At 53.6% G+C, this 21737-nt stretch carries 21 protein-coding genes and 3 tRNA genes; 16 read left to right on the top strand and 8 right to left on the bottom strand.

The window, feature by feature from the left end:
* Nucleotides 1-40: 40 nt before the first annotated feature.
* Entirely contained in the window at nucleotides 41-937 is an 897-nt protein-coding gene (locus AB8809_RS19435; RefSeq protein WP_349855305.1) for a LysR substrate-binding domain-containing protein, read from the bottom strand.
* Between the two features lie 100 nt (nucleotides 938-1037).
* Here AB8809_RS19435 and AB8809_RS19430 point away from each other — a divergent pair, with 100 nt between their 5' ends.
* Both AB8809_RS19430 and AB8809_RS19425 read left to right on the top strand, forming a co-directional pair.
* Entirely contained in the window at nucleotides 1038-1337 is a 300-nt protein-coding gene (locus tag AB8809_RS19430) for a carboxymuconolactone decarboxylase family protein (protein ID WP_012773310.1), read from the top strand.
* Nucleotides 1338-1341: 4 nt separating this feature from the next.
* Nucleotides 1342-1731, top strand: coding sequence for a tautomerase family protein (locus AB8809_RS19425; RefSeq protein ID WP_349855303.1), 390 nt, complete (start codon nucleotides 1342-1344; stop codon nucleotides 1729-1731).
* A 139-nt stretch (nucleotides 1732-1870) separates the two neighbouring features.
* Here AB8809_RS19425 and AB8809_RS19420 read toward each other — a convergent pair whose 3' ends face one another.
* From AB8809_RS19420 to AB8809_RS19410, 3 genes are all read right to left on the bottom strand, one after another.
* On the bottom strand, nucleotides 1871-2350 hold the full coding sequence (locus AB8809_RS19420) for a discoidin domain-containing protein (RefSeq protein ID WP_012773312.1): 480 nt from the start codon (nucleotides 2348-2350) through the stop codon (nucleotides 1871-1873).
* Between the two features lie 201 nt (nucleotides 2351-2551).
* The gene (gene rimI, locus AB8809_RS19415) at nucleotides 2552-2995 is read right to left on the bottom strand and encodes a ribosomal protein S18-alanine N-acetyltransferase (protein WP_012773313.1); all 444 of its coding nucleotides are present in this window, start codon (nucleotides 2993-2995) and stop codon (nucleotides 2552-2554) included.
* A complete protein-coding gene (locus AB8809_RS19410; RefSeq protein WP_012773314.1) occupies nucleotides 2964-3377 on the bottom strand; it encodes a DNA polymerase III subunit psi in 414 nt (137 codons plus the stop codon). The genes rimI and AB8809_RS19410 overlap by 32 nt, the downstream gene beginning before the upstream one ends.
* 159 nt (nucleotides 3378-3536) lie before the next feature.
* On the opposite strand from AB8809_RS19410, the gene rsmC reads away from it, so the two are divergent.
* Complete coding sequence (gene rsmC / locus AB8809_RS19405) at nucleotides 3537-4580, top strand: 16S rRNA (guanine(1207)-N(2))-methyltransferase RsmC (RefSeq protein ID WP_180777477.1); 1044 nt, start codon at nucleotides 3537-3539, stop codon at nucleotides 4578-4580.
* A gap of 6 nt (nucleotides 4581-4586) precedes the next feature.
* Here rsmC and AB8809_RS19400 read toward each other — a convergent pair whose 3' ends face one another.
* A complete protein-coding gene (locus AB8809_RS19400; protein WP_205947085.1) occupies nucleotides 4587-5579 on the bottom strand; it encodes an aldo/keto reductase in 993 nt (330 codons plus the stop codon).
* Between the two features lie 113 nt (nucleotides 5580-5692).
* Between AB8809_RS19400 and AB8809_RS19395 the strand changes: the two genes are divergently transcribed.
* The 4 genes from AB8809_RS19395 to AB8809_RS19380 all read left to right on the top strand — a co-directional run bounded on the left by AB8809_RS19395 (nucleotide 5693) and on the right by AB8809_RS19380 (nucleotide 7114).
* Nucleotides 5693-6598 (top strand): LysR family transcriptional regulator, encoded by a 906-nt coding sequence (locus AB8809_RS19395; protein ID WP_349855300.1) that lies wholly within the window; start codon nucleotides 5693-5695, stop codon nucleotides 6596-6598.
* 103 nt (nucleotides 6599-6701) lie between these two features.
* Nucleotides 6702-6788 (top strand) — tRNA-Leu (locus AB8809_RS19390).
* A 73-nt stretch (nucleotides 6789-6861) separates the two neighbouring features.
* Nucleotides 6862-6948 (top strand) — tRNA-Leu (locus tag AB8809_RS19385).
* A gap of 79 nt (nucleotides 6949-7027) precedes the next feature.
* Nucleotides 7028-7114: transfer RNA gene (locus AB8809_RS19380), tRNA-Leu, on the top strand.
* A gap of 121 nt (nucleotides 7115-7235) precedes the next feature.
* On the opposite strand, the gene AB8809_RS19375 is transcribed toward AB8809_RS19380, so the two are convergent.
* Nucleotides 7236-7526, bottom strand: coding sequence for a DUF1435 domain-containing protein (locus AB8809_RS19375; protein WP_043881708.1), 291 nt, complete (start codon nucleotides 7524-7526; stop codon nucleotides 7236-7238).
* Nucleotides 7527-7632: 106 nt separating this feature from the next.
* The gene (locus AB8809_RS19370; RefSeq protein WP_256542339.1) at nucleotides 7633-8535 is read right to left on the bottom strand and encodes a LysR family transcriptional regulator; all 903 of its coding nucleotides are present in this window, start codon (nucleotides 8533-8535) and stop codon (nucleotides 7633-7635) included.
* A gap of 128 nt (nucleotides 8536-8663) precedes the next feature.
* Here AB8809_RS19370 and budA point away from each other — a divergent pair, with 128 nt between their 5' ends.
* From budA to AB8809_RS19355, 3 genes are all read left to right on the top strand, one after another.
* Complete coding sequence (gene budA, locus AB8809_RS19365; protein WP_012773320.1) at nucleotides 8664-9446, top strand: acetolactate decarboxylase; 783 nt, start codon at nucleotides 8664-8666, stop codon at nucleotides 9444-9446.
* A gap of 21 nt (nucleotides 9447-9467) precedes the next feature.
* Nucleotides 9468-11147 (top strand): acetolactate synthase AlsS, encoded by a 1680-nt coding sequence (gene alsS / locus AB8809_RS19360; protein ID WP_349855297.1) that lies wholly within the window; start codon nucleotides 9468-9470, stop codon nucleotides 11145-11147.
* Nucleotides 11148-11281: 134 nt separating this feature from the next.
* Nucleotides 11282-12745 carry an alpha/beta hydrolase gene (locus AB8809_RS19355; protein ID WP_349855296.1) on the top strand — a complete coding sequence of 488 codons (1464 nt, stop codon included), beginning with the start codon at nucleotides 11282-11284 and terminating at the stop codon, nucleotides 12743-12745.
* A 44-nt stretch (nucleotides 12746-12789) separates the two neighbouring features.
* On the opposite strand, the gene fucO is transcribed toward AB8809_RS19355, so the two are convergent.
* Nucleotides 12790-13941, bottom strand: a complete 1152-nt coding sequence (gene fucO / locus AB8809_RS19350) for a lactaldehyde reductase (RefSeq protein ID WP_349855500.1) — start codon at nucleotides 13939-13941, stop codon at nucleotides 12790-12792.
* Between the two features lie 562 nt (nucleotides 13942-14503).
* Here fucO and gcvT point away from each other — a divergent pair.
* The 6 genes from gcvT (at nucleotide 14504) to AB8809_RS19320 (ending at nucleotide 21733) form a co-directional block, all read left to right on the top strand.
* Complete coding sequence (gene gcvT / locus AB8809_RS19345) at nucleotides 14504-15619, top strand: glycine cleavage system aminomethyltransferase GcvT (RefSeq protein WP_181829665.1); 1116 nt, start codon at nucleotides 14504-14506, stop codon at nucleotides 15617-15619.
* Nucleotides 15620-15794: 175 nt separating this feature from the next.
* On the top strand, nucleotides 15795-16187 hold the full coding sequence (gene gcvH, locus AB8809_RS19340; protein WP_012773325.1) for a glycine cleavage system protein GcvH: 393 nt from the start codon (nucleotides 15795-15797) through the stop codon (nucleotides 16185-16187).
* A 117-nt stretch (nucleotides 16188-16304) separates the two neighbouring features.
* Nucleotides 16305-19178, top strand: coding sequence for an aminomethyl-transferring glycine dehydrogenase (gene gcvP, locus AB8809_RS19335; protein WP_349855294.1), 2874 nt, complete (start codon nucleotides 16305-16307; stop codon nucleotides 19176-19178).
* Between the two features lie 144 nt (nucleotides 19179-19322).
* Nucleotides 19323-19793 carry a GNAT family N-acetyltransferase gene (locus tag AB8809_RS19330; RefSeq protein ID WP_181847027.1) on the top strand — a complete coding sequence of 157 codons (471 nt, stop codon included), beginning with the start codon at nucleotides 19323-19325 and terminating at the stop codon, nucleotides 19791-19793.
* A gap of 178 nt (nucleotides 19794-19971) precedes the next feature.
* Nucleotides 19972-20844, top strand: coding sequence for a carbohydrate ABC transporter permease (locus AB8809_RS19325; RefSeq protein WP_012773329.1), 873 nt, complete (start codon nucleotides 19972-19974; stop codon nucleotides 20842-20844).
* A gap of 25 nt (nucleotides 20845-20869) precedes the next feature.
* Complete coding sequence (locus tag AB8809_RS19320) at nucleotides 20870-21733, top strand: carbohydrate ABC transporter permease (RefSeq protein WP_369987615.1); 864 nt, start codon at nucleotides 20870-20872, stop codon at nucleotides 21731-21733.
* Nucleotides 21734-21737: the final 4 nt, after the last annotated feature.

Genomic DNA, 21737 nt, shown 5'->3' with positions numbered 1-21737 from the left:
CGTTTAAGTAAAATCAGTGGGAGACTGACCTTTAGGTTGATCATGGCGACTCAAGCTTCAAATTTAACAGCGCTTTTTCCATCAACTGTCCCAAAACTGCCTGCACGTTGTGAACGGCTTGATTCTCAGTCCTTTGCTCCAGCCTAATGCCGAGAGTCCCTGGTGAGGGTAAAATATTCCCCATTATGTGGAGATTGTTGGGTATCCCGATACGCGTACGCACGGTAATACCCAGTCCGGCCTGCACTGCTGCCCAGATACCGCTCAGGCTATGGCTGATAAACACCACTTTCCACGCTATACCAGCCCGGTCTAAGCAGGTTGTGGCACGTGAACGCATCAGGCACGGGCTTTCAAGCATCACTAACGGCAAGGGGTCCCCCTGTGCCAATAGTGTCTTGATGTCTAAATCTGGATGCTTTATCCACTCCAGCTGGCACTGGTCGATCAATCGGCCTTCACGCGTGGTGTTCTCCGGCTGCCACAGTAGTGCCATATCAAGTGCGTTGTTATCAAGCGCGGTGAGCAGCGCCTGGTTACGATCTATTCGCGCAATAATCCGCAGCCCCGGATGGTGGCGTTTGAACTCGCCCAAAATACCAGGCATCAGCGATTCGCCAAAATCTTCCTGCATGCCAATGCGGATTTCCCCCTGCAATAGTTCACCTTTCACCGCTCGCTGCGCCTCATCATTCAGTGCCAACAGACGACGGGCATAGCCTATCAATATCTCGCCTGTATGGGTCAACACCAAGTGACGGCCCTGCTTTACCACCAGTTTGGCACCGCACTGTTGTTCCAACTTTTTTAGTTGAGCGCTTATCGCCGAGGTTGAGCGGCAAAGTCGTGTCGCAGCCAGTGCAAAGCTGCCGTACTCCATACCTGTCACAAAACTGCGTAGCGCATCGAGGTCAAGCGTCAGTGAAAGTTTGTCCATTATCGTCCTGAAATTCGGGATGGTTGTTTGAAAATAATTTGATTTTCGGGATGAAACTATCGCGCCAGAATTGATCTACTGTCAATACGGAGAAAATACCATGGCGAAATCGCTTGATCGTGAAACGTTGGCCCGCGTCGCACCGAAACTGGCCGAACTGAGCATAGACACACTGTTTAATGATATTTGGAAACGTGAAACGCTTTCCCCGCGCGAGCGTAGCCTGATCACACTGGGTGCCCTGACGGCGCAAGGGCGCGTTCAGCAGCTTCCTTGGCATATCAACTTCGCACAGCAAAATGGGTTAACCCGTGAAGAAATCGTTGAGGTTTTCACTCATCTGGCATTTTACGCAGGCTGGCCAGCCGCAGTTTCCGCCCTCGGTTGTTTGGAGGAATAAGGAAATGCCTTTCACCCGTATCACCCTGCGTCAGGGTTATAGTGACGTACAGATAAGTCAGATCTCCGATATTCTGCAACAAAGCCTGATAGGTGAGTTTGCTGTCCCGCCTGCCGATCGTTTTCAGATATTTGAAACGCTGCCAGCCGGCCAGCGCATATTTGACAGACATTATAAAAGTGGCGGACGTAGCGACGATTTTATTCTGTTCCATATTTTTGCGGGAAAACCCAGAACCCGTGAGCAAAAGCGAAACTTCTTCCGCATGCTAATCGAGCGACTGCATGGCGTGCTGAATATTCATCCAGATAATGTGATGGTGATAATCCAGTTCAACACTGCCGATGAATGGAGTTTCAGCAACGGGCAAATGTTGTCGGAGGAGATATTATGATTGTGATGCAATACCGTTTCACACTGCTAGCTCCCAACTAAGCAAAAAAGCTGCTATCGCATAATGAAATAGCAGCTTTTACCAACATATTCTCTTAACTGGCCAGTATGAGACCCAGGCTCTAGGCCAGCCGACAATGTTACTTAATGGCCTGAGCAGGAACCTGCGCGGCACTGTTAAAGCTGATCTCGTTGATCGCGCTCCATTTGTTTACATCGGTGCCAAACGTATCCAGTTTGAAGAACTTGGCTTTAACGGCAGGGAAAGTGAATTTTTCACCGTCTTTGGCATTGCTGGAGGTGACCAGATTGTCAGCCAGCTTTTTCCAGGTTTTACCGTCGGTGGAGTAGGAGACGGAGAACTTCAGTTTGCGCTCGTCCGCTTTGAAAGGAACAAGAACAAAGTTCTCAACCGATTGTTCTTTATCCAGTTCTAACTGAACCCAGCTCTCACCATTTGCCGCCCAGCGCGTTTTTACGTCGCCATCGGCAATGTTGGCCGGTTTGTGGCCCTTGTCTGAATCATAAGCGGAGGCTGTCACCGCCGTTATTTGTACCGCGTAAGCGGAAAGAGAGAATAAGCCGCACAGAAGCGTCGTAGCCAGAGTGTATTTTTTCATATTATTCCTCGTTGATAACGGATAAACCATGCATGCCTGTAAACCAGAAACATGAAATGGAATGTCATTATGATAAAAAAGAAACAATGTTTTATTTGTAGCGATCACGTTGCGAGGATTTTTCTGGCAGGAAAAAAGGCAGAGCGGGACGGGGCGCACATTATGGCACCCGCCTTGCCGCGAGGAGTATAGATAAAGAGATTAGCCGAGCGGCAGCGCCATGAGAATCGCGTCTTCTCTACCTTGTGCCGTAGGGTAATAATCACGGCGCACGGAGACTTCGTTGAACCCCAGACTTTCATAAAGCGCGATGGCGCGTGCGTTTGACTCACGGACCTCCAGCCATAGAGTCAGAATACCGCGTCGCTCCATTTCGTCGATCAGGTGTTCCAACAGTTGGCGGCCCAACCCCTGACGTTGGTGATCGGGGTGTACGGCGATATTGAACAATGTCGCTTCATCCAGCACGACCTGGGTAATGGCGTAAGCGGCAAGCTGACCGTCATGGTTCAGTTTGATGTTGAAATAACGTTCTCCCTGATTGCTGACAAACGTTTTTTCCGTCCACGGGAAGGCATGGCTGGCCTGTTCAATTTTAAAGGCTTGCGCCAGATCAGCTGGCGTCAGAGAAGATATCGTGTTCATGTTCACAGATCTGTTGCCACAGCGCCCGTTTGGCGTCGGCATTTTGATAAAGTTCGGAAAGCAGAGGGCTGGAAAGCTGAACGCCCTGTAGCGCAATCGGCTCTTCAATACCCAACCGCCAGCTATGGCAGCGTACGTCGGCGGGCAGCATCTCGATCTGCTGCGGCGTCAGGCGATAGGCTTGTGAAGGAGTCAGCGCCAGACTGTGCAGGACATCGGCCAACAGCGGTTCATCATCGGCCAGCGGCTCGGCGGAGACGATCACCAGACGCACCTGTGCGGGCAGACTGACGGCGATTTCGCCTTGCAGCACCGTCGGGCGACGCAGCGTCCACTGCGTAATTCCCAGTTGCTGTAGCAGCCTGTCACGTCTTGATTCCATGCGTTATCCTGTCTGGCGGGCGAGAAAATGCGTCGTGCCTATGCTAACAAACCCCGTCAGGCTGCGCCAATGTCGGCGCGGTTATTTCCTCTGCGCGCTGCAACTTCGGGAACGAAGCGTATATAATCCCCCGCTCAATGATTAAGGAGCCGTAGCCTGATGTCCGCATTAACCCCCGCCAGTGAAGTTATACTGCGCCATAGCGATGAATTTCTCTCACGCCGCGTTCTGTTTGCCGGTGATTTGCAGGATACCCTGCCTGCGCAATTTGAGGCGGCGTCAGTGCGTGTCCATTGCAACCAATATCACCACTGGCAGCAGATGACAAAGCCGCTTGGCGAGAATGCGCAATTCGGTCTGGTGGCGGATGCGGCGCTGGTGGCGGATAGCGACACGCTGATTTATTACTGGCCGAAAAGCAAACAGGAAGCGGAATTCCAGCTGCGTAATCTGTTGTCCCTGCTGCCGGTCGGCGCGGAAATCTTCGTGGTTGGGGAAAACCGCAGCGGCGTGCGCAGCGCCGAAACCGTGCTGTCTGACTTCGTTGAGCTGGTGAAAATCGACAGTGCGCGTCGCTGTGGGCTTTACCACGGTCGAATTGATAAGCAGTCCAGCTTCACGCTGGATGACTGGTGGGATGAGTATGTGACGGATGGCGTGATCGTCAAAACGCTTCCGGGCGTCTTCAGCCGTGATGATCTGGATCCGGGCAGTCGACTGCTGCTGTCTACGTTTGAGCCGCACATGAAAGGCAAAGTGCTGGATATCGCCTGCGGTGCGGGCGTGCTGGCATCGGTACTGGCGAAACAGTCGCCGAAAATCCGTCTGACGCTGAGCGATGTCAGCGCGGCGGCGGTGGAGTCCAGCAAAGCTACGCTGGCGGCGAATGCGTTGGAAGGCGAGGTGATTGCGAGCAACGTCTATTCCGACATTAATGGCCGCTTCGATATGATCGTCTCCAATCCGCCATTCCACGACGGCTTACAGACCAGTCTGCAAGCCGCGGAAATGCTGATTCGTGGCGCGGTGACCCATCTGCCGATTGGCGGGCAGTTGCGCATCGTCGCTAACGCCTTCCTGCCGTATCCCGCGCTGTTAGATGCCGCATTTGGCAGTCATGAAGTGCTGGCGCAGACCGGGCGCTTCAAAGTGTATCAGGCCACCGTGGGTCGTCCGCCGCGCACAGGTAAAGGCCGTCGGTAATCCCAATTACTGATTAAGGGCTGCCATACTCTCCTTGCCGTAGCGTTCACCTGCTGCGGCATCGGGCGGGAAGATAGCATCAATGGCGGCCAGTTCCTCTTGCGTCAGTGTGACCTCCAGCGCCGCGACGTTCTCTTCCAGATAGCGGCGGCGTTTGGTGCCCGGAATCGGCACGATATGCTCGCCCTGTGCCAGTACCCACGCCAGTGCTAACTGTGATGGCGTCACCTGCTTTTCCTGCGCCAGTTGGTTAATTTTCTCGACCAGCAGCAGATTCTTGCCGAAATTTTCCCCCGAGAAACGTGGATTGGTACGACGGAAATCGTCGGCGGCCAGATCGTCCGGACTGCGAATCGCACCGGTCAGGAAGCCGCGCCCCAGCGGGCTGTAAGGCACAAATCCGATCCCCAGACGTTCACAGGTGGGCAGAATGTCGGCTTCCATATCGCGCGTCCACAGTGAATATTCGCTCTGTAACGCCGTAATGGGGTGTACGCGGTGTGCGCGTTCCAGCGTGGTGACAGAAGCTTCACTCAGGCCGATATAGCGAATCTTGCCTTCCTGAACCAGCTCGGCCAGTGTGCCGACCGTCTCTTCAATGGGAACCGTCGGGTCGATACGGTGCTGATAGTAAAGATCGATAACGTCCGTACCAAGGCGCGTCAGGCTGCCTTCTACCGAACGGCGGATGTAGTCCGGTTTACCGCAGATACCGCGTGCGTTGGGGTTCGCCGGGTCGCGGATGATGCCGAATTTAGTCGCCAGAAAGACCTGTTCGCGCTTGCCTTTTATCGCTTTTCCGAGAAGCTGCTCATTAGTATGGGGGCCATACATATCGGCGGTATCCAGCAGTGTGACGCCCAACTCCAGTGCGCGATGCAACGTGGCGATGGATTCTTTTTCATCCTGCGCAGTGGAGTAGAAATCACTCATCCCCATGCAGCCTAGCCCAATCGCTGACACCAGTGGACCGTTCGCACCTAATTTGCGCTGTTGCATTGTCATCTTCCTCATCTCGTTGGCAGTGAAAGCAGTCTGGTTGTTTATCCAATAAAGATAAATACCGCTTTTTATGCAACACTATTCAAAAATAGCTAACAATGGTGGCGGCGATGGATCATATTCAGTCGATGCGGGTTTTTGTGCGTATTGTCGAACTGGGCAGCTTCAGTCGTGCAGCGGAACGGCTGGCGCTACCGCGTGCGACGGTGAGCAATACCATCAAGCAGCTTGAAGGGCGGTTAGGAGTACGTTTGCTGCAACGTACGACCCGCCAGGTGCAGATCACCGATGAAGGGCGCGTTTATTATGAGCGCTGTCTGCAACTGCTCGCGGAAATTGAAGAGATCGACACGCTGTTCACGCAGCAAAAGCAGCAGCCGGTTGGGAAAGTGCGGGTGGATATGCCGCATTCGCTGGCGCGAGACATTGTTGTTCCGGCGCTTGGGGACTTTTATGCGCGTTATCCGCAGGTGACGTTGATGCTAAGCGCCAACGATGCGGCGATTAATGTGCTGCGTGAGGGCGTCGACTGTGTGCTGAGAGCTTGGCAGACGGACGACGAGACGCTGGCGACCCGCCATTTGCCGTCAATGCCGCAGATTACCTGTGCGTCGGCCGATTATCTGGCGCGATACGGCGTGCCACGTTCGCTTGATGACCTGTCTGGGCATCATATGGTCGGCTATTTCTCTCTGCGTACTGAATATCTTTATCCGCTGGAATTCATGTCGGGCGATGAGTGTATTACGCGTATGTTGCCCAGTATTTTACAGGTGAACGGCGCTGATGCCTATATCGCCAGCGCATGTGCGGGGCTGGGGATTATTCAGGCGCCGCGTCGCGGCCTGCGCCCGTTTCTGGAAAGCGGCGAACTGGTGGAGATCCTGCCGGAAATACCGCCGCCCGCGATGCCGCTTTACGTGATGTATGCGCCCGGTCGTTTTCTCGCGCCGCGGATTCGGGTGTTTATAGAATGGCTCGATGAACTCTTTACGCACAGCGCTGCCGCGAGATGATGATTTTTGCAGCAAACCCCGCATCCCAGAGGAAATAATCATTGACGTGAACGCGAAAACCTCTAGAATTCGCCCCCGTAGTGATATTGCGTAAAGCAGTGTTGCGAAGGTGGCGGAATTGGTAGACGCGCTAGCTTCAGGTGTTAGTGTTCTTACGGACGTGAGGGTTCAAGTCCCTCTCTTCGCACCAACATCACTATGACGGTTCTTGTTTGTCGAACCGAAGCAGTAAATCAGTATTGCATGAGCAGCATGACAGAATTGCGAAGGTGGCGGAATTGGTAGACGCGCTAGCTTCAGGTGTTAGTGTTCTTACGGACGTGAGGGTTCAAGTCCCTCTCTTCGCACCATGTCGTGATAGATTTAGCGCATAAAGCTGATTTTCCGCATAAAGCAGTCTTACTGCATAAGACAAACAACGTTCTCAGTGCGAAGGTGGCGGAATTGGTAGACGCGCTAGCTTCAGGTGTTAGTGTCCTTACGGACGTGAGGGTTCAAGTCCCTCTCTTCGCACCACAGATTTATTCTGTATCTTCCTGATTTTCTTTCCTATTTATTCTCTTTTATCCCTTCTGTATCTATAACGCTTTTCCGCGTTCACTGACCTTTCTGAATGTGTGCACCGCTCCGTGTTGATTTACAGCGTCGTCAGGTTAAACATGACGGATAGCGCCGCCAACCCGCCAGCGAGCGCAACGCAGGACGGCAGCAGTAAATAGTGGCGTAAGCGTTGGTGGAACAGCATCACCAGCGTCGCCAGCAGGGCGATGGCGATAATCACTTTCAGGTGCGTCAGGTTCAGATCGAGCAGCGCTAGTAGCGGCATAATGGCACAAGGCAGCAGCACGCCCCAGGCGCTGGACAGATGCTTCCCCATACACCAGCTCACACTCCATAGCCCGCAGGCTGTGATCATTGCTGTCAGCATTTTTCCACCCGTCAAAAATGATAATGATAACTAATATCATATAAGAATTTATATCAATTACTAGCTTTTTGACGAGCAGATTGCCGGAATTTTCTTTACCGTGGCGTTAATCGGGATGCTGGCTGCTCAGATGCTGGCGTATCAGGTGGATGAGATTCACGATAACGGCCGATCGTTCATGTTTACGCCATATAGCCGCAATTTGCGTATGGATTTCGGGCATGCCGATATCGTGATAGGTCACATTATCGGCCTTAATGCAGGCGAGTGATTCCGGTATTAGGGTAATGCCGAAGCCGGCGGCGACCATCCCGATCGTTGCCGTCAACTGCGGGGCAAATGGGCTGGGTTTGGGGCCATAACCCGACAGATAGCAGGTGCGGATAATCATATCGTGCAACCCCGGACACACCTCGCGTGGGAAAATAATCAGCGGTTCCTGACGCAGTTCGCTGAGCGAGACTTGCGCTTTATGGCTCAGTGCATGCCCCGCAGGTAGCACCAATTTCATCGGCTCTTCGGCCAAAATTTCCCCGTTAATATCATCACTGAGTTCGCAGGGTAAGCGCAGAAATGCGATATCGATATTGCGTTCTTGCAGCGCAGTAATCAGCGTTGCCGGGTTTTCTTCTTTTGGCTGCGGTTGGACGTATGGATGCTGCTGACAGTAGCGATGGAGTAGGGAAAGCACCGTGGGGTGGTACATGGCCGAGGGTGAAAAACCCACGTTCAGGCTACCTTTCTCGCCTCGCGCGATACTCCTTGTCCGTGCGATCGCCGAATCGGTGAGTTGCAGAATACGGCAGGCGTCTTCATACAGCGCCTGTCCCGCCTCCGTCATTTCTACACCGCGCGTCAGTCGCTTGAACAGCGGCGTGCCGATCTCCTGCTCGAATTTCTTGATCTGCTGGCTAAGAGGGGGCTGTGATATCCCCAGGTTTTCTGCCGCACGCGTGAAATGTCGAGCTTGTGCAACGGCGACAAAATAGCGCAGGTAGCGTAGTTCCATTTACGTAACTCCATATCTTTCCGATCTTGAAATGCCCTTAATTGCATATTGGAATTTTGTTCTCTCTCGCGTCAATCTTTATCTAAATATTAGCAGTGTTTAAGTAAATGGTGCGGTGGGAAGACAGTATGAAAACGAATGTCAGTGAACAATCCTGCGAGGAAGCCTTTGCCAGCTATGCCTATGATTTCCATCGGCAGCGTGCAGACAGCGTTATTTATCAGACCTCATTAATGAGCGGACTAATAAATGGCGTATACGAAGGTAACCGAACGATGGCTGAATTACTGGAACACGGTGATTTTGGATTAGGAACATTTAATAGTTTGGATGGGGAATTGGTTGCGTTAAATAGCCAGATTTTCCAGCTGTTATCCGATGGCAGCGCACGCGCGGCGAAGCCAGAGCAGAAAACGCCATTCGCTGTCATGACATTCTTTCGCCCGACGGAAACGATCCGTTTTGATCGCTGGACCTCGCGTGAAGACGTACATCGCCAGATCGACGAGATTGTGGGCACGGATAATTTATTCTGCGCGTTGCGGATTGACGGGAATTTTCGCTGTGTTGAAACCCGTACCGTCCCCCGGCAGTGCCGGCCTTATAAACCCATGCAGGAAGCGGTTGAAGGACAGCCGACATTTCATTTTGAGCACCGTAACGGCAGCGTTATTGGTTTTCGTAGTCCAGCTTACACTCAGGGAATTAATGTCGCGGGTTACCACGAACATTTCATTACTGACGATCGCCAGGGCGGCGGCCATATTCTGAATTATGACGTCGAACACGGCACGCTAACGTTTGGTGTGGTTGCCAAACTGATCATCGATCTGCCTCAGGATCGGGAATTTCTCAATGCCGATCTGTCCTCAGAAAACCTCAATAGCGTAATCAAGTCAGTAGAGAGCTAGTCATTTCATCGGAGTTATGTCATGGAAAAGTCCACCGAGCAGCAAAGCTGGAGTTGCGGAGCCGAGCTGATTGTAAAACACCTGGAAGCGCAGGGCGTAAAGCATATTTTTGGTATTCCCGGCGCTAAAATCGATCGCGTGTTTGATGAGCTGGAAGACTCGACGATTCAAACGATCCCGGTACGGCATGAGGCGAACGGCGCGTTTATGGCGGCGGCGATAGGTCGCCTCACGGGGAAAGCGGGGGTGACGCTGGTGACATCTGGCCCCGGCTGCTCCAATCTGGTCACTGGGCTGGCCACGGCAACCGCAGAAGGCGATGCGGTTGTGGCATTAGGCGGGGCGGTTAAGCGTGCGGATAAGCTTAAACTGACGCACCAGAGTCTGGACACCGTCAGCCTGTTTCAGCCAGTCAGTAAATTTAGCGCGGAAGTCACCGCATCCAGTGCCATCTCGGAAGTGCTGGCGAATGCGTTTCGGGCAGCGGAAAGCGGCCGTCCGGGGGGCGCGTTTGTCAGCCTGCCACAGGATATCATCAATGAACCGGTGAGTAGCCCGGTGCTGGCTTGTCCGAATTTACCGCTGTTAAACGGTGCGCCACATAGTGACGTTGCCGAGGCGGCTAAACGACTGCGGGAGGCTAAAAATCCGGTGTTACTGCTTGGATTAATGGCGAGCCAGCAGGAGAATGCAGAGGCGCTGCGTCGTTTTTTACACCGCAGCCAACTGCCGGTTACCAGCACGTACCAGGCCGCTGGCGTGATCGACCAGCAGCAGTTTGGTCACTTTGCCGGACGTGTTGGGCTGTTCAATAATCAGGCTGGGGATAAACTGCTGCAACAGGCGGACGTGATCGTTACCGTGGGCTACAGCCCGGTTGAGTACGATCCGGTGTTATGGAATAGCGGCAAAGCAACGCTGATCCATATTGATGTGCTGCGGGCTGAGATCGACAGCGCCTACCATCCTGATATCGAGCTGCTCGGGAATATCGCGATGACGGTGGATGCGTTGAATGCATGTATGAGCGAGCCAGTTATCTTATCGGCGAGCACGCAGGCCGTATTGCAGGATCGTCAGCGTCAGCGTCACGATCTCAGTACGCGCGCCATCAACATGGCAGGATTTGCAATTCACCCGCTGCGTCTGGTGCGGGCGATGCAGGATATCGTGAATGAAGATGTCACGCTGTGTGTGGACATGGGAAGTTTTCATATCTGGCTGGCGCGTTATCTGTATAGCTTCCGGGCGCGGCAGATTCTGATGACCAACGGCCAGCAGACCATGGGCGTGGCACTACCCTGGGCGATAGCCGCATCATTGATACAGCCCGGCAAAAAAGTGGTGTCCGTTTCCGGCGACGGCGGGTTTATGCAGTCCAGCATGGAGCTGGAAACAGCGGTGCGCCTGAAAAGCAATCTCCTGCATATTATCTGGGTGGATAACGGCTATAACATGGTGGAAATCCAGCAAATCCATAAATACCATCGCCCGGCGGGCGTGACATTTGGCCCGATTGATTTCAAGGCGTATGCGGAAGCGTTTGGCGCGAAAGGGTTTGCAGTTGAATCTGCGGATGAACTGGTTAGCAAACTCCGTCAGGCGATGGATGTTGACGGCCCCGCGGTGATTGCGATCCCGGTTGATTATTCCGATAACCACTGGCTGATGGGGAATCTGAATATTAGCGTTCTGATCTGATATTTTAATGGGTTACCCGCCCGTAGGGTATCGGGCGGGGCAGCATCGTTTCTCCCTCAATAATACGGTGTGTCGCTGGATAGTTTTCTTTAGAATCGTCTGCATGGTCACACGGTAACAGGAAGGGACACACCATGCTGAAATCTGTACGGCGACTCATCAGACGCGGTCTTATCGTCATCGGTGTTATTGCAATGACGCTGTTGGCTATTCGTATTTATGACACGCAAAGTGGGCCGCCGCTGTCGCCGTGGCACACCTACGTGCCGGATGAGCTGTCAACGGATGAGCTGGATAAGGGCGACTGGGCGGCGTATTTAAAGCAGGAAGCACTTATCTTTCAGCAAGTGAATCAGCATGTCACTCAGGAACTGGATGAGGATGAACAGCGTCCGGTTAACCGCTATTTTTCGGGTAGCCCGGTTTACCCTGGGAAATTCCAGCATGACTGGAACCGATCCTATGAACTGTCGCCGGAAGGGGAACTGAAAGGCGCGGTGGTGATGCTGCACGGTCTGACCGATTCACCCTATAGTTTGCGGCATATCGCGGAACGCTATCGTCAGCGTGGTTTTTTCGTTGTTGGCATTCGTTTGCCTGCGCACGGGACGGTGCCGGGGGCGCTGACCGATGTGCAATGGGAAGATTGGCTGGCAGCCACGCGTCTGGCAGTGCGTGAGGCGACGTCGCACCTGACGTTACAACAAGGCCAAAGGTTGCCGCTGCATATCGTTGGTTTTTCCAACGGCGGGGCGCTGGCGTTGAAGTACACGCTGGATACGTTGGATAATCCTGCGCTAGCGCGTCCCGATCAGCTTATCCTTATTTCCCCGATGATCGGTATTACCAGCTATGCGCGTTTTGCGGGGCTGGCTGGGCTACCCGCTATCTTTCCGGCCTTTGCCAAGTCTGCCTGGTTGGGCATCTTGCCGGAATTTAATCCCTTCAAGTACAACTCATTTCCGGTAAATGGTGCGCGCCAATCGTGGTTGTTAACCCATGAGCTTCAGAGTCAGTTAAGCCGTAAAGCGCAAGCGAATGCGTTGGTTGATTTACCGCCAGTGCTGACGTTCCAATCGGTGATGGATTTCACCGTAAGCACGCGTGCGGTCATTACGGCGTTTTATAACCTGCTGCCAGCTAACGGGAGCCAGTTGGTTCTCTTTGATGTCAATCGTACCGTCAATTTTGGCCCGCTTCTGCGTGAATCGACGAATGGTGCCGTAAACCAGCTATTACCTGCCACTCCACGTCATTATGATACGACGGTGATTTCTAACGCTGCGCCGAACAGTTCTCATGCCGTGGCGTTCGATGTTGCTGCAGGGGCGGTGCAGGAACAGACTCGCGAACTGGGGATGGACTATCCATCGGATGTGTATTCGCTATCGCACGTATCACTGCCGTTCCCAGATTCGGATTCGCTGTATGGCCGTTTCTCACAGAACCCTACCGAATTTGGTCTGCCGCTGGGGAAAATTACCCCAAGAGGAGAACGTTCCGCTCTGGTTGTCGATCTGGATACGCTGCTGCGGCTGTCCTCTAACCCGTTTTATCCCTACTTGATTCAGCGTATTGAAGAGAAGATCCCGCAATAGTGAATAGCCACCCGCGGTGCGTTGCGGGTGGTGCCAAGCGTGCGTCAATAAATAGACCGATACAGCGCGTTAATCTCGTCGATATTCGTATCGCGCGGATTGCCGCCGGTGCAGACATCGTCAAAGGCGGCCTGTGCCAGTGCCGGAATATCTTCTTCTCTCACGCCGACATCGCGCAGTCTCGGCGGAATATCCACATCGTGAGAAAGTTGGCGAACAGCGTTAATGGCGGCTTCTCGCGCTTGGGCAATCGGCATTGCTGCCGCGTTTTTTACTCCCATCGCAATGGCGATGTCCCGGAATTTTTCACCGGTATAATCCGCGTTGTAGGCCATGATATGCGGCAGCAGGATGGCATTCGCTACGCCGTGTGGGGTGTTGTAAAACGCGCCGAGTGGATGCGCCATGCCGTGTACCAGACCAAGCCCAACGTTTGAAAATCCCATACCGGCGATATATTGCCCCAGCGCCATCTCTTCCACGCCTTTTGGTTTCCCTGCGACGGAATCACGCAGCGAGCGGCTGATAATTTCAATGGCCTTCAGGTGCAGCGTATCGGTTAGCTCCCAGGCGGCTTTGGTCGTAAAGCCTTCAATGGCGTGCGTCAGGGCGTCGATCCCCGTGGCAGCTTTCAGTGAGGCTGGCATGCTTGCCATCATGTCGGGATCGACGATAGCGACAATCGGAATATCATGCGGATCGACGCACACGAATTTGCGGCGTTTTTCTTCATCCGTGATGACGTAGTTGATGGTGACTTCTGCGGCAGTACCTGAGGTGGTCGGGATCGCGATAATCGGGACTGCGGGGCGTCGGGTAGCCGCAACGCCTTCGAGGCTGCGGACATCGGCAAATTCAGGGTTATTGATAATAATCCCGATAGCCTTACAGGTATCCTGCGGTGAGCCGCCGCCAATCGCAATCAGGTAATCAGCCTGTGATGCTTTGAATCGTTCAATGCCTTTTTCCACCACGCTGATGGTTGGATTGGGAATCACCTCATCGTAAATATCGTAGGGTAACCCTGCCGCATCCAGCTTCTCAGTGACCTTGGCCGCGACGCCAAATTTAACCAAATCCTTGTCCGTCACCAGCAGTGCTTTCCTGAATCCTCGTCGTTTTACTTCATCGACGATATGGGCGATAGCGCCTGCACCAAAGTAGGATGTTTCGTTAAGAATCATTCTGTTAGCCATCATTTATCTCCTAATCACGTTTAACTTTGATAAAGCGAAAAATACATGCCGCACAATTCCATGTAATCAGTATGGATAAGGTTGACTGCCAGCACCTTCCACCTGCTGCCATGCCACGTTGTGTGTTGGCACTGAGGTAAAGACGCCTGAGAAGCGCCTCACAGAATCGTGATGATGGCGGTATAAGGAAGAGAGTAAGGCTGGGATCCGTTGTGGGTTTTTGATTGAAAAAATCTAATTTAGCGCTGTTTTTATCATTAGATTATCTAATTCGAATGGTGTTCTTGTGTGGTCGGTATTGCCTGAGTTATCCAGCTTTAATGCCATTAATTTGTGAATGTGGCTGGTTTAAATAAATTATATGCTTAGTTTTGTCTTTTATTAAGAATGTTACGCTGCTTTGTTTTTTGTGGACGATTCGACTTTCTTCGCCTTTTATATAATTTATCTTATGTCTGAGAGTGTGGTTTAACCTGCGCTTCGGTGGTAAGTTCAGTCAGAAGATATCGTTTGCGCAGTGTGTTTTATCGCCTGAACGCCATGCGCTGAAGAGGGATGAAGAATGGCAAAGCAGACCCCGTTGTATCAACAACATCTGGCCGATGGCGCCAAAATGGTGGATTTTCACGGCTGGATGATGCCGCTGCATTACGGTTCTCAACTGGATGAGCATCATATTGTGCGCCGGGAAGCCGGTATTTTTGATGTTTCCCACATGACTATCGTCGATTTGCATGGTGCGAGAACGCGTGAATTCCTGCGTTATCTGCTGGCGAATGATGTCGCCAAACTCACACAGCCGGGCAAAGCGCTTTATACCGGCATGCTGAATGCTTCCGGTGGCGTCATCGACGATCTGATCGTTTATTTTCTTACGGAAGACTATTTCCGGTTGGTCGTGAACTCTGCGACCCGCGAAAAAGATCTCGCCTGGATTGAACAGCACGCTGCACCTTTTGGTATTGAAATCCGTGAGCGTGAGGATCTGGCTCTGGTCGCGGTACAAGGTCCGCAGGCGCAGGAAAAAGTGCAAGCAATCCTGAAGGCAAAAGGTCTGAGTGATGCCGACGTGGCTGCCGTTGCCAGCATGAAGCCGTTTTTTGGCAAGCAGGCGGGGGATTTCTTCGTAGCCACGACGGGTTATACGGGCGAAGCGGGTTATGAAATCGCGCTGCCGAATGAGCAAGTGGTCGATTTCTGGCAGCAACTGCTGGCCGCGGGCGTGAAGCCATGCGGACTGGGCGCACGCGATACGCTGCGTCTGGAAGCGGGAATGAACCTGTACGGTCAGGATATGGATGAGGGCATTTCGCCGCTGGCGGCCAACATGGGCTGGACGATCGCCTGGCAGCCGGAGGATCGCCAGTTTATCGGGCGTGAAGCCTTAACGCATCAGCGTGAGAAAGGAACCGATCAACTGGTTGGTTTGGTGCTGACGGAAAAAGGCGTATTGCGCAATGATTTACCTGTGCGCTTTACTGATAGTGATGGCGTGATGCGCGAAGGTGTCATCACCAGCGGCTCGTTCTCGCCAACGCTTGGCGTGAGCATTGCGCTAGCGCGTGTTCCGTTGGGAATTGGTGAACAGGCGATTGTGCAGATTCGTAACCGCGAACTGCCCGTCCACGTCACCAAGCCCGGCTTTGTCCGCGCTGGAAGAGCCATCGTTCAGTATTGAATAACTTCTTATGTCATACCCTAAATAATTCAGGTTGCATGAAGGCGGCGACACAGTGAATCCCCAGGAGCTTACACAAGTAAGTGACTGGGGTGAGCGAGGAAAGCCAACGCACATGCAGCTTGAAGTATGACGGGTAGCGCACGGGATTAACGACTTTAGGAAAGGGGATGCAATGAGCAATGTACCAGCAGAATTAAAATACACCACGTCGCACGAATGGGTACTGCACGAGGGCGGCGGTATCTACAGCGTGGGCATTACCGAACACGCGCAGGAGCTTCTGGGTGACATGGTCTTTATCGATTTACCGGAAGTGGGCACGGTAGTCGCCGCAGGCGATGACTGCGCGGTGGCGGAGTCGGTAAAAGCGGCGTCGGATATTTATGCGCCCATCAGCGGTGAGATCGTGGAAGTGAACGACGATCTGGAAAGCTCCCCTGAACTGGTCAACAGCGCGCCTTATGCGGATGGCTGGCTGTTCCGCATCAGAATTTCTGATGAGTCTGATTTGGACGAACTGCTTGATGCCGAAGGCTATCAGGCATCGTTAGAAGAAGACGAGTAGTTATCACGCCCCCGGTTTTGTTGAACCGGGGGCGTTTTGTTTTATGCGCCGCGTCGTCTTTCAACGCGGTAGCTATCACGATTGATGCAAGCACGATTAATGCAGGAAATTACTGTAATGACCCAGACACTCAGTCAACTCGAACATGACGGCGCGTTTATCGAGCGCCATATCGGTCCTTCCGTCAGCCAACAGCAGCACATGTTGTCGGTGGTGGGGGCGACATCGCTGGATGCGTTGATTCGTCAGATTGTCCCGCAGGATATTCAATTGCCCAGCCCGCCAGCGGTGGGAGAGGCGGCGACGGAACATGAGGCGTTAGCTGAGCTGAAGGCCATTGCAGGACGCAATCAACGTTATAAAAGCTACATCGGTATGGGTTACAACGCGGTGCTGATGCCGCCGGTGATTTTACGCAACGTGCTGGAAAACCCTGGCTGGTATACCGCTTATACGCCGTATCAGCCGGAAGTCTCTCAGGGACGTCTTGAAGCGCTGCTGAATTTCCAGCAGGTCACACAGGATTTAACCGGTCTGGATTTGGCTTCCGCTTCGCTACTGGATGAAGCAACCGCGGCGGCGGAAGCGATGGCGATGGCAAAACGCATCAGCAAACTCAAACAGGCTGAGCGTTTCTTCGTCGCCGACGACGTGCATCCGCAAACGCTGGATGTAGTGCGTACGCGTGCGGAAACCTTCGGTTTTGAGATTGTCGTCGGTAAGGCGGAAGATGCGCTGAAAGACGATGCGGTATTTGGCGTACTGCTGCAACAGGTTGGGACGACGGGCGAACTGCACGATTACAGCGACCTGATGGCCGCACTGAAAGCGCGTAAGGTCGTCAGCTGCGTGGCGTCGGACATCATGGCGCTGGTGCTGCTGACCGCACCGGGCAAACAGGGCGCGGATATCGTCTTCGGTTCCGCACAGCGCTTTGGCGTGCCAATGGGCTACGGCGGACCGCACGCGGCGTTTTTTGCCTGCCGTGATGAGCATAAACGTGCTATGCCGGGACGTATCATCGGCGTGTCGCGCGATGCAGCAGGCAACACTGCGCTGCGTATGGCGATGCAAACGCGTGAGCAGCACATTCGCCGTGAGAAGGCGAACTCCAATATTTGTACCTCGCAGGTGTTGCTGGCCAACATTGCCGGGATGTATGCGGTATTCCACGGGCCGGAAGGGCTCAAACGTATCGCAGGACGCATCCACCGTCTGACCGATATTCTGGCGGCAGGGTTAACGCAGGGTGGACTGCTGCTACGCCATCGCAGCTGGTTCGACACGCTGACCATTGAAGTCGCAGATAAAGACGCGGTACTGAGTCGGGCATTAAGCTTTGGCATCAACCTGCGCAGCGATTTGGCAAGTGCCGTGGGCATCACGCTGGATGAAGCGACCACCCGTGAAGACGTGCTGGCGCTGTTTGCGGTGCTGTTAGGTGACGATCACGGGTTGGATATCGAGGCGCTTGATGCGGCCATTAGCCAGCAAGCCGCGACGATCCCTGCCGGGCTCCTGCGTCAGGATGCGATCCTGTCGCATCCGGTTTTCAACCGCTATCACAGCGAAACCGAGATGATGCGTTACCTGCACCGTCTGGCACGTAAGGATCTGGCACTGAATCAGGCGATGATCCCACTCGGTTCTTGCACCATGAAGCTCAATGCGGCGGCGGAAATGCTGCCGATTACCTGGCCGGAATTTGCTGAGCTGCATCCGTTCTGCCCGCCGGAACAGGCGCTGGGCTACCGTCAAATGATTGAGCAACTATCGGGCTGGTTGGTTCAACTGACTGGCTATGACGCGATTTGCATGCAGCCCAATTCGGGGGCGCAGGGCGAGTACGCGGGGCTACTGGCGATCCGTCGCTATCATGAAAGCCGCAATGAAGGCGGCCGTCATCTCTGTCTGATCCCGAGTTCCGCCCACGGTACGAACCCGGCATCGGCGCAGATGGCGGGTATGGACGTGGTGGTGGTGGCCTGTGACAAGCAGGGTAATATCGATCTGCACGATCTGCGTGAGAAAGCGCAGGCGGCGGGCGAACAGCTTTCCTGCATTATGGTCACCTATCCGTCCACCCACGGCGTCTATGAAGAGACGATCCGGGAAGTGTGCCAGATCGTGCATCAATACGGCGGCCAGGTGTATCTGGACGGCGCGAACATGAACGCGCAGGTTGGTATCACGACGCCGGGCTACATTGGTGCAGATGTATCGCACCTGAACCTGCATAAAACCTTCTGTATTCCGCACGGTGGCGGCGGACCGGGTATGGGGCCGATTGGCGTGAAAGCGCATCTGACACCGTTTGTGCCGGGGCATCAGGTGGTAAAAATCGATGGTGTGTTAACGGAGCAGGGTGCAGTCTCTGCGGCACCGTTCGGCAGTGCCTCCATTCTGCCGATTAGCTGGATGTACATCCGCATGATGGGCGCAGAAGGGTTGAAGCAGGCTAGCCAGATGGCGATCCTGAACGCCAACTACATCGCGACGCGCTTGCAGCAGGCTTATCCGGTGCTTTACACCGGCCGTGATGGTCGTGTGGCGCACGAGTGCATTCTGGATATTCGCCCGCTCAAAGAGAGTACCGGCATTAGCGAGATGGATATCGCCAAGCGCCTGATCGACTACGGTTTCCACGCGCCGACCATGTCGTTCCCGGTCGCGGGTACGCTGATGGTCGAGCCAACGGAATCGGAGAGTCAGGTCGAGATCGATCGCTTTGTTGACGCGATGCTGGCGATCCGTGCCGAAATCAACCGCGTTGCGCAGGGTGAATGGCCGTTGGACGACAACCCACTGGTGAACGCACCGCATACGCAGGCGGAGCTGGTGGCGGACTGGGCACACCCCTATAGCCGCGAACTGGCGGTATTCCCGGCTGGCAGCGAACACAAATACTGGCCGAGCGTGAAGCGTCTGGACGATGTTTACGGCGACCGTAACCTGTTCTGTTCGTGTGTGCCGATGAGCGACTATGCGTAATTAACTGCGATCGTTGAGATTGTTACTGCCAGTGATAGGCGGACACTGAGTTATCGCATTAACGATAGTTTTCAGATACCGCCTTGTATCACTTAATCAGTTAGGCATACGCAGGGGATAGGGATAGCCCAAAATGGAGAAAAGATGAAAGTCAGACTTGCAGAACCTGATGAAGCAGAAGAATGTTGGGAGATCAGGAATCAGGCTATTCGCCATGGATGCAAGAGCAGCTATGAAGCGGCAGTCATTGCTGCATGGACGCCAGAATCTATGCCGGAGGGATACAGGCGCGCTATTGCTACTAACCCTTTTTTTGTTGTTGTGGATTTAGATAACAGGCCGGTTGCTACGGGCTTTCTTGATATTTCTTGTCGCAGTGTTGAGGCTATTTTTACCTTGCCTGAATATGTTGGGAGAGGGTTGGGTGGAATGATTCTTGACGCTATAAAGCATGAAGCACGCGAACGTGGTTATGAGCAATTAACATTATCCTCAACCCCTAATGCTCACTCTTTCTATCAAAAGCATGGTTTCTTGTTTCAGCAGGAAAGCTTATATAAATCCACTCTTACTGGGAGTGAGATGCGCTGTATAGATATGGTTTTCAAATTATAGCATTGGCTGCTTTGCAGCTCGTAGGGTGCTAGCGCATTGTGTGCTCATATTTAACCCCTCAACTTAGTCAGCGAATTATTTACTTTCGAAAACAAACTGTCATTAAACTGACGCCCCAGTGACACGCTAGCGTTCTAGGGTAAGGCCTCTGTGTTTCACACTGAGCGGCCTTTGAGTTATGCGTGCAAAATTTTTTCCCTATCTTGTGCTGTTGCCGACGCTGGTTTTTTTGCTTGCCTTTACCTATTTTCCCCTGCTGCGTTCGGTCATCGACAGCCTGTATGACACCCGGCTGAATGCCGATGCGCCGCTGTTCGTCGGGATGGATAATTTTGTGCGTTTGGTGCAGGACGCGGTGTTCTGGCAGGCCTTGCTGAACAACGTGCTTTATATCCTGATGACGGTGGTACCCGGCGTGCTGCTGGCGCTGTTGCTGGCGGTACTGCTGTGGGAAAACACGCGTGTTAACCGCTGGCTGCGTACCGCTTTCTTCTTTCCGATGATTATTCCGCTGGTGAGTGCCGCGACGCTGTGGCTGTTCATCTTTATGCCGGGATTGGGGCTGCTGGATTACTATCTGGCGAAAGTGTTCGGCCCGATGAATAACAACTACCTCGGCATGAGCGACAGCGCGTTGGTGGCGGTAAGCGTCATCGGTATCTGGAAATTCGCCGGTTACTACATGCTGTTTTTTCTCGCCGGTCTGCAAGCCGTTTCGGCTTCCGCACGCGAGGCGGCGCTGATGGAAGGCGCATCACGACGTCAGGTGTTTTTCTACGTCACGCTGCCGCTATTGCGGCCAACCATCGCTTTCGTCGTCACCATCGCCTTTATCTACGCCATTACCCAGATCGACCATGTTGCCGTGATGACGCGCGGTGGACCGAATAACGCCACAACCGTGCTGCTCTATTACATCCAGGATCTGGCGAATGATACGCACGATCTGGGCAAAGCCTCTGCGGCTACCTTCCTGACGCTGGCGATGCTGTTCGCCTTTTCCATTATGAATCTGAAAGTGCTGGAGAAGGGGGCACACTATGAGCGCTGAAAATCAGATTGTTGACGTTCGGAGCATGAAAAGTCAGCACGTTGAAAACCGAAGCGTGACCAACCCGCTTCGCATCACGACGCGATTCACGCTGCCGCTGCTGCTGATTTGCGCTGCGTTACTGTGGGTCAGCCCGTTTATCTGGATGCTGTCTTCTTCTGTCAGCTCCAGCAGCTTTGGCGTGGATATGGCCTCGCTGCTGCCGCGCTTCCCACTCACGCTGGATAACTTCCGCGACGCATGGGACAGCGCCAACTGGCTACAGCTTTACACCAACACGCTGATTTTTGCGGTCGGCACGTTTCTGGTGCAGTTGGTGACGATCACCACAGCGGGCTACATCTTTGCCTACCACGAATTTCGCGGCAAAACGCTGCTGTTCTACCTGCTGCTGATTCAACTGATGATCATGCCTGTCGTCATGATGGTGCCAAACATGATGACGCTCAAACAGCTCGGCCTGCTCAATACCCTGACCGGCGTAATGATGCCGTATTTCGCCTCGGCGTTTGGGGTGTTTCTGATGCGTCAGGCGTTTCTCAATATCGCCAAAGAGATTGAAGAAGCCGCATTAATGGAAGGCTGTCGCTGGTGGCAGGTGGTGTTTCACGTCCTGATTCCGATGACCTGGCCGTCGATTCTGGCGTTCGCCACGGTCAGCATTACCTATCACTGGAACGAATATCTCTGGCCGCTGATGGTGCTCAACGACCCGGACAAACAGGTGCTGACCATCGGGCTGGTGTCGTTTGCTATGGGGGCGGAGTCCGGCGGGCAGTGGGGATTGATCTGCGCGGGTACGCTGCTGGTGTGCCTGCCGCTGATGGTGGCCTTCGTAGTGTTCCAGAAGCAGTTCCTGAGTAGCTTCGGCTTCTCGGGCATTAAGTGAATCG

The organism is Pectobacterium aroidearum (assembly GCF_041228105.1).
Lineage (GTDB): Bacteria > Pseudomonadota > Gammaproteobacteria > Enterobacterales > Enterobacteriaceae > Pectobacterium > Pectobacterium aroidearum.
Note: the sequence above shows the minus strand (reverse complement) of the source record. Positions and strands in the feature narration are given on the sequence as shown.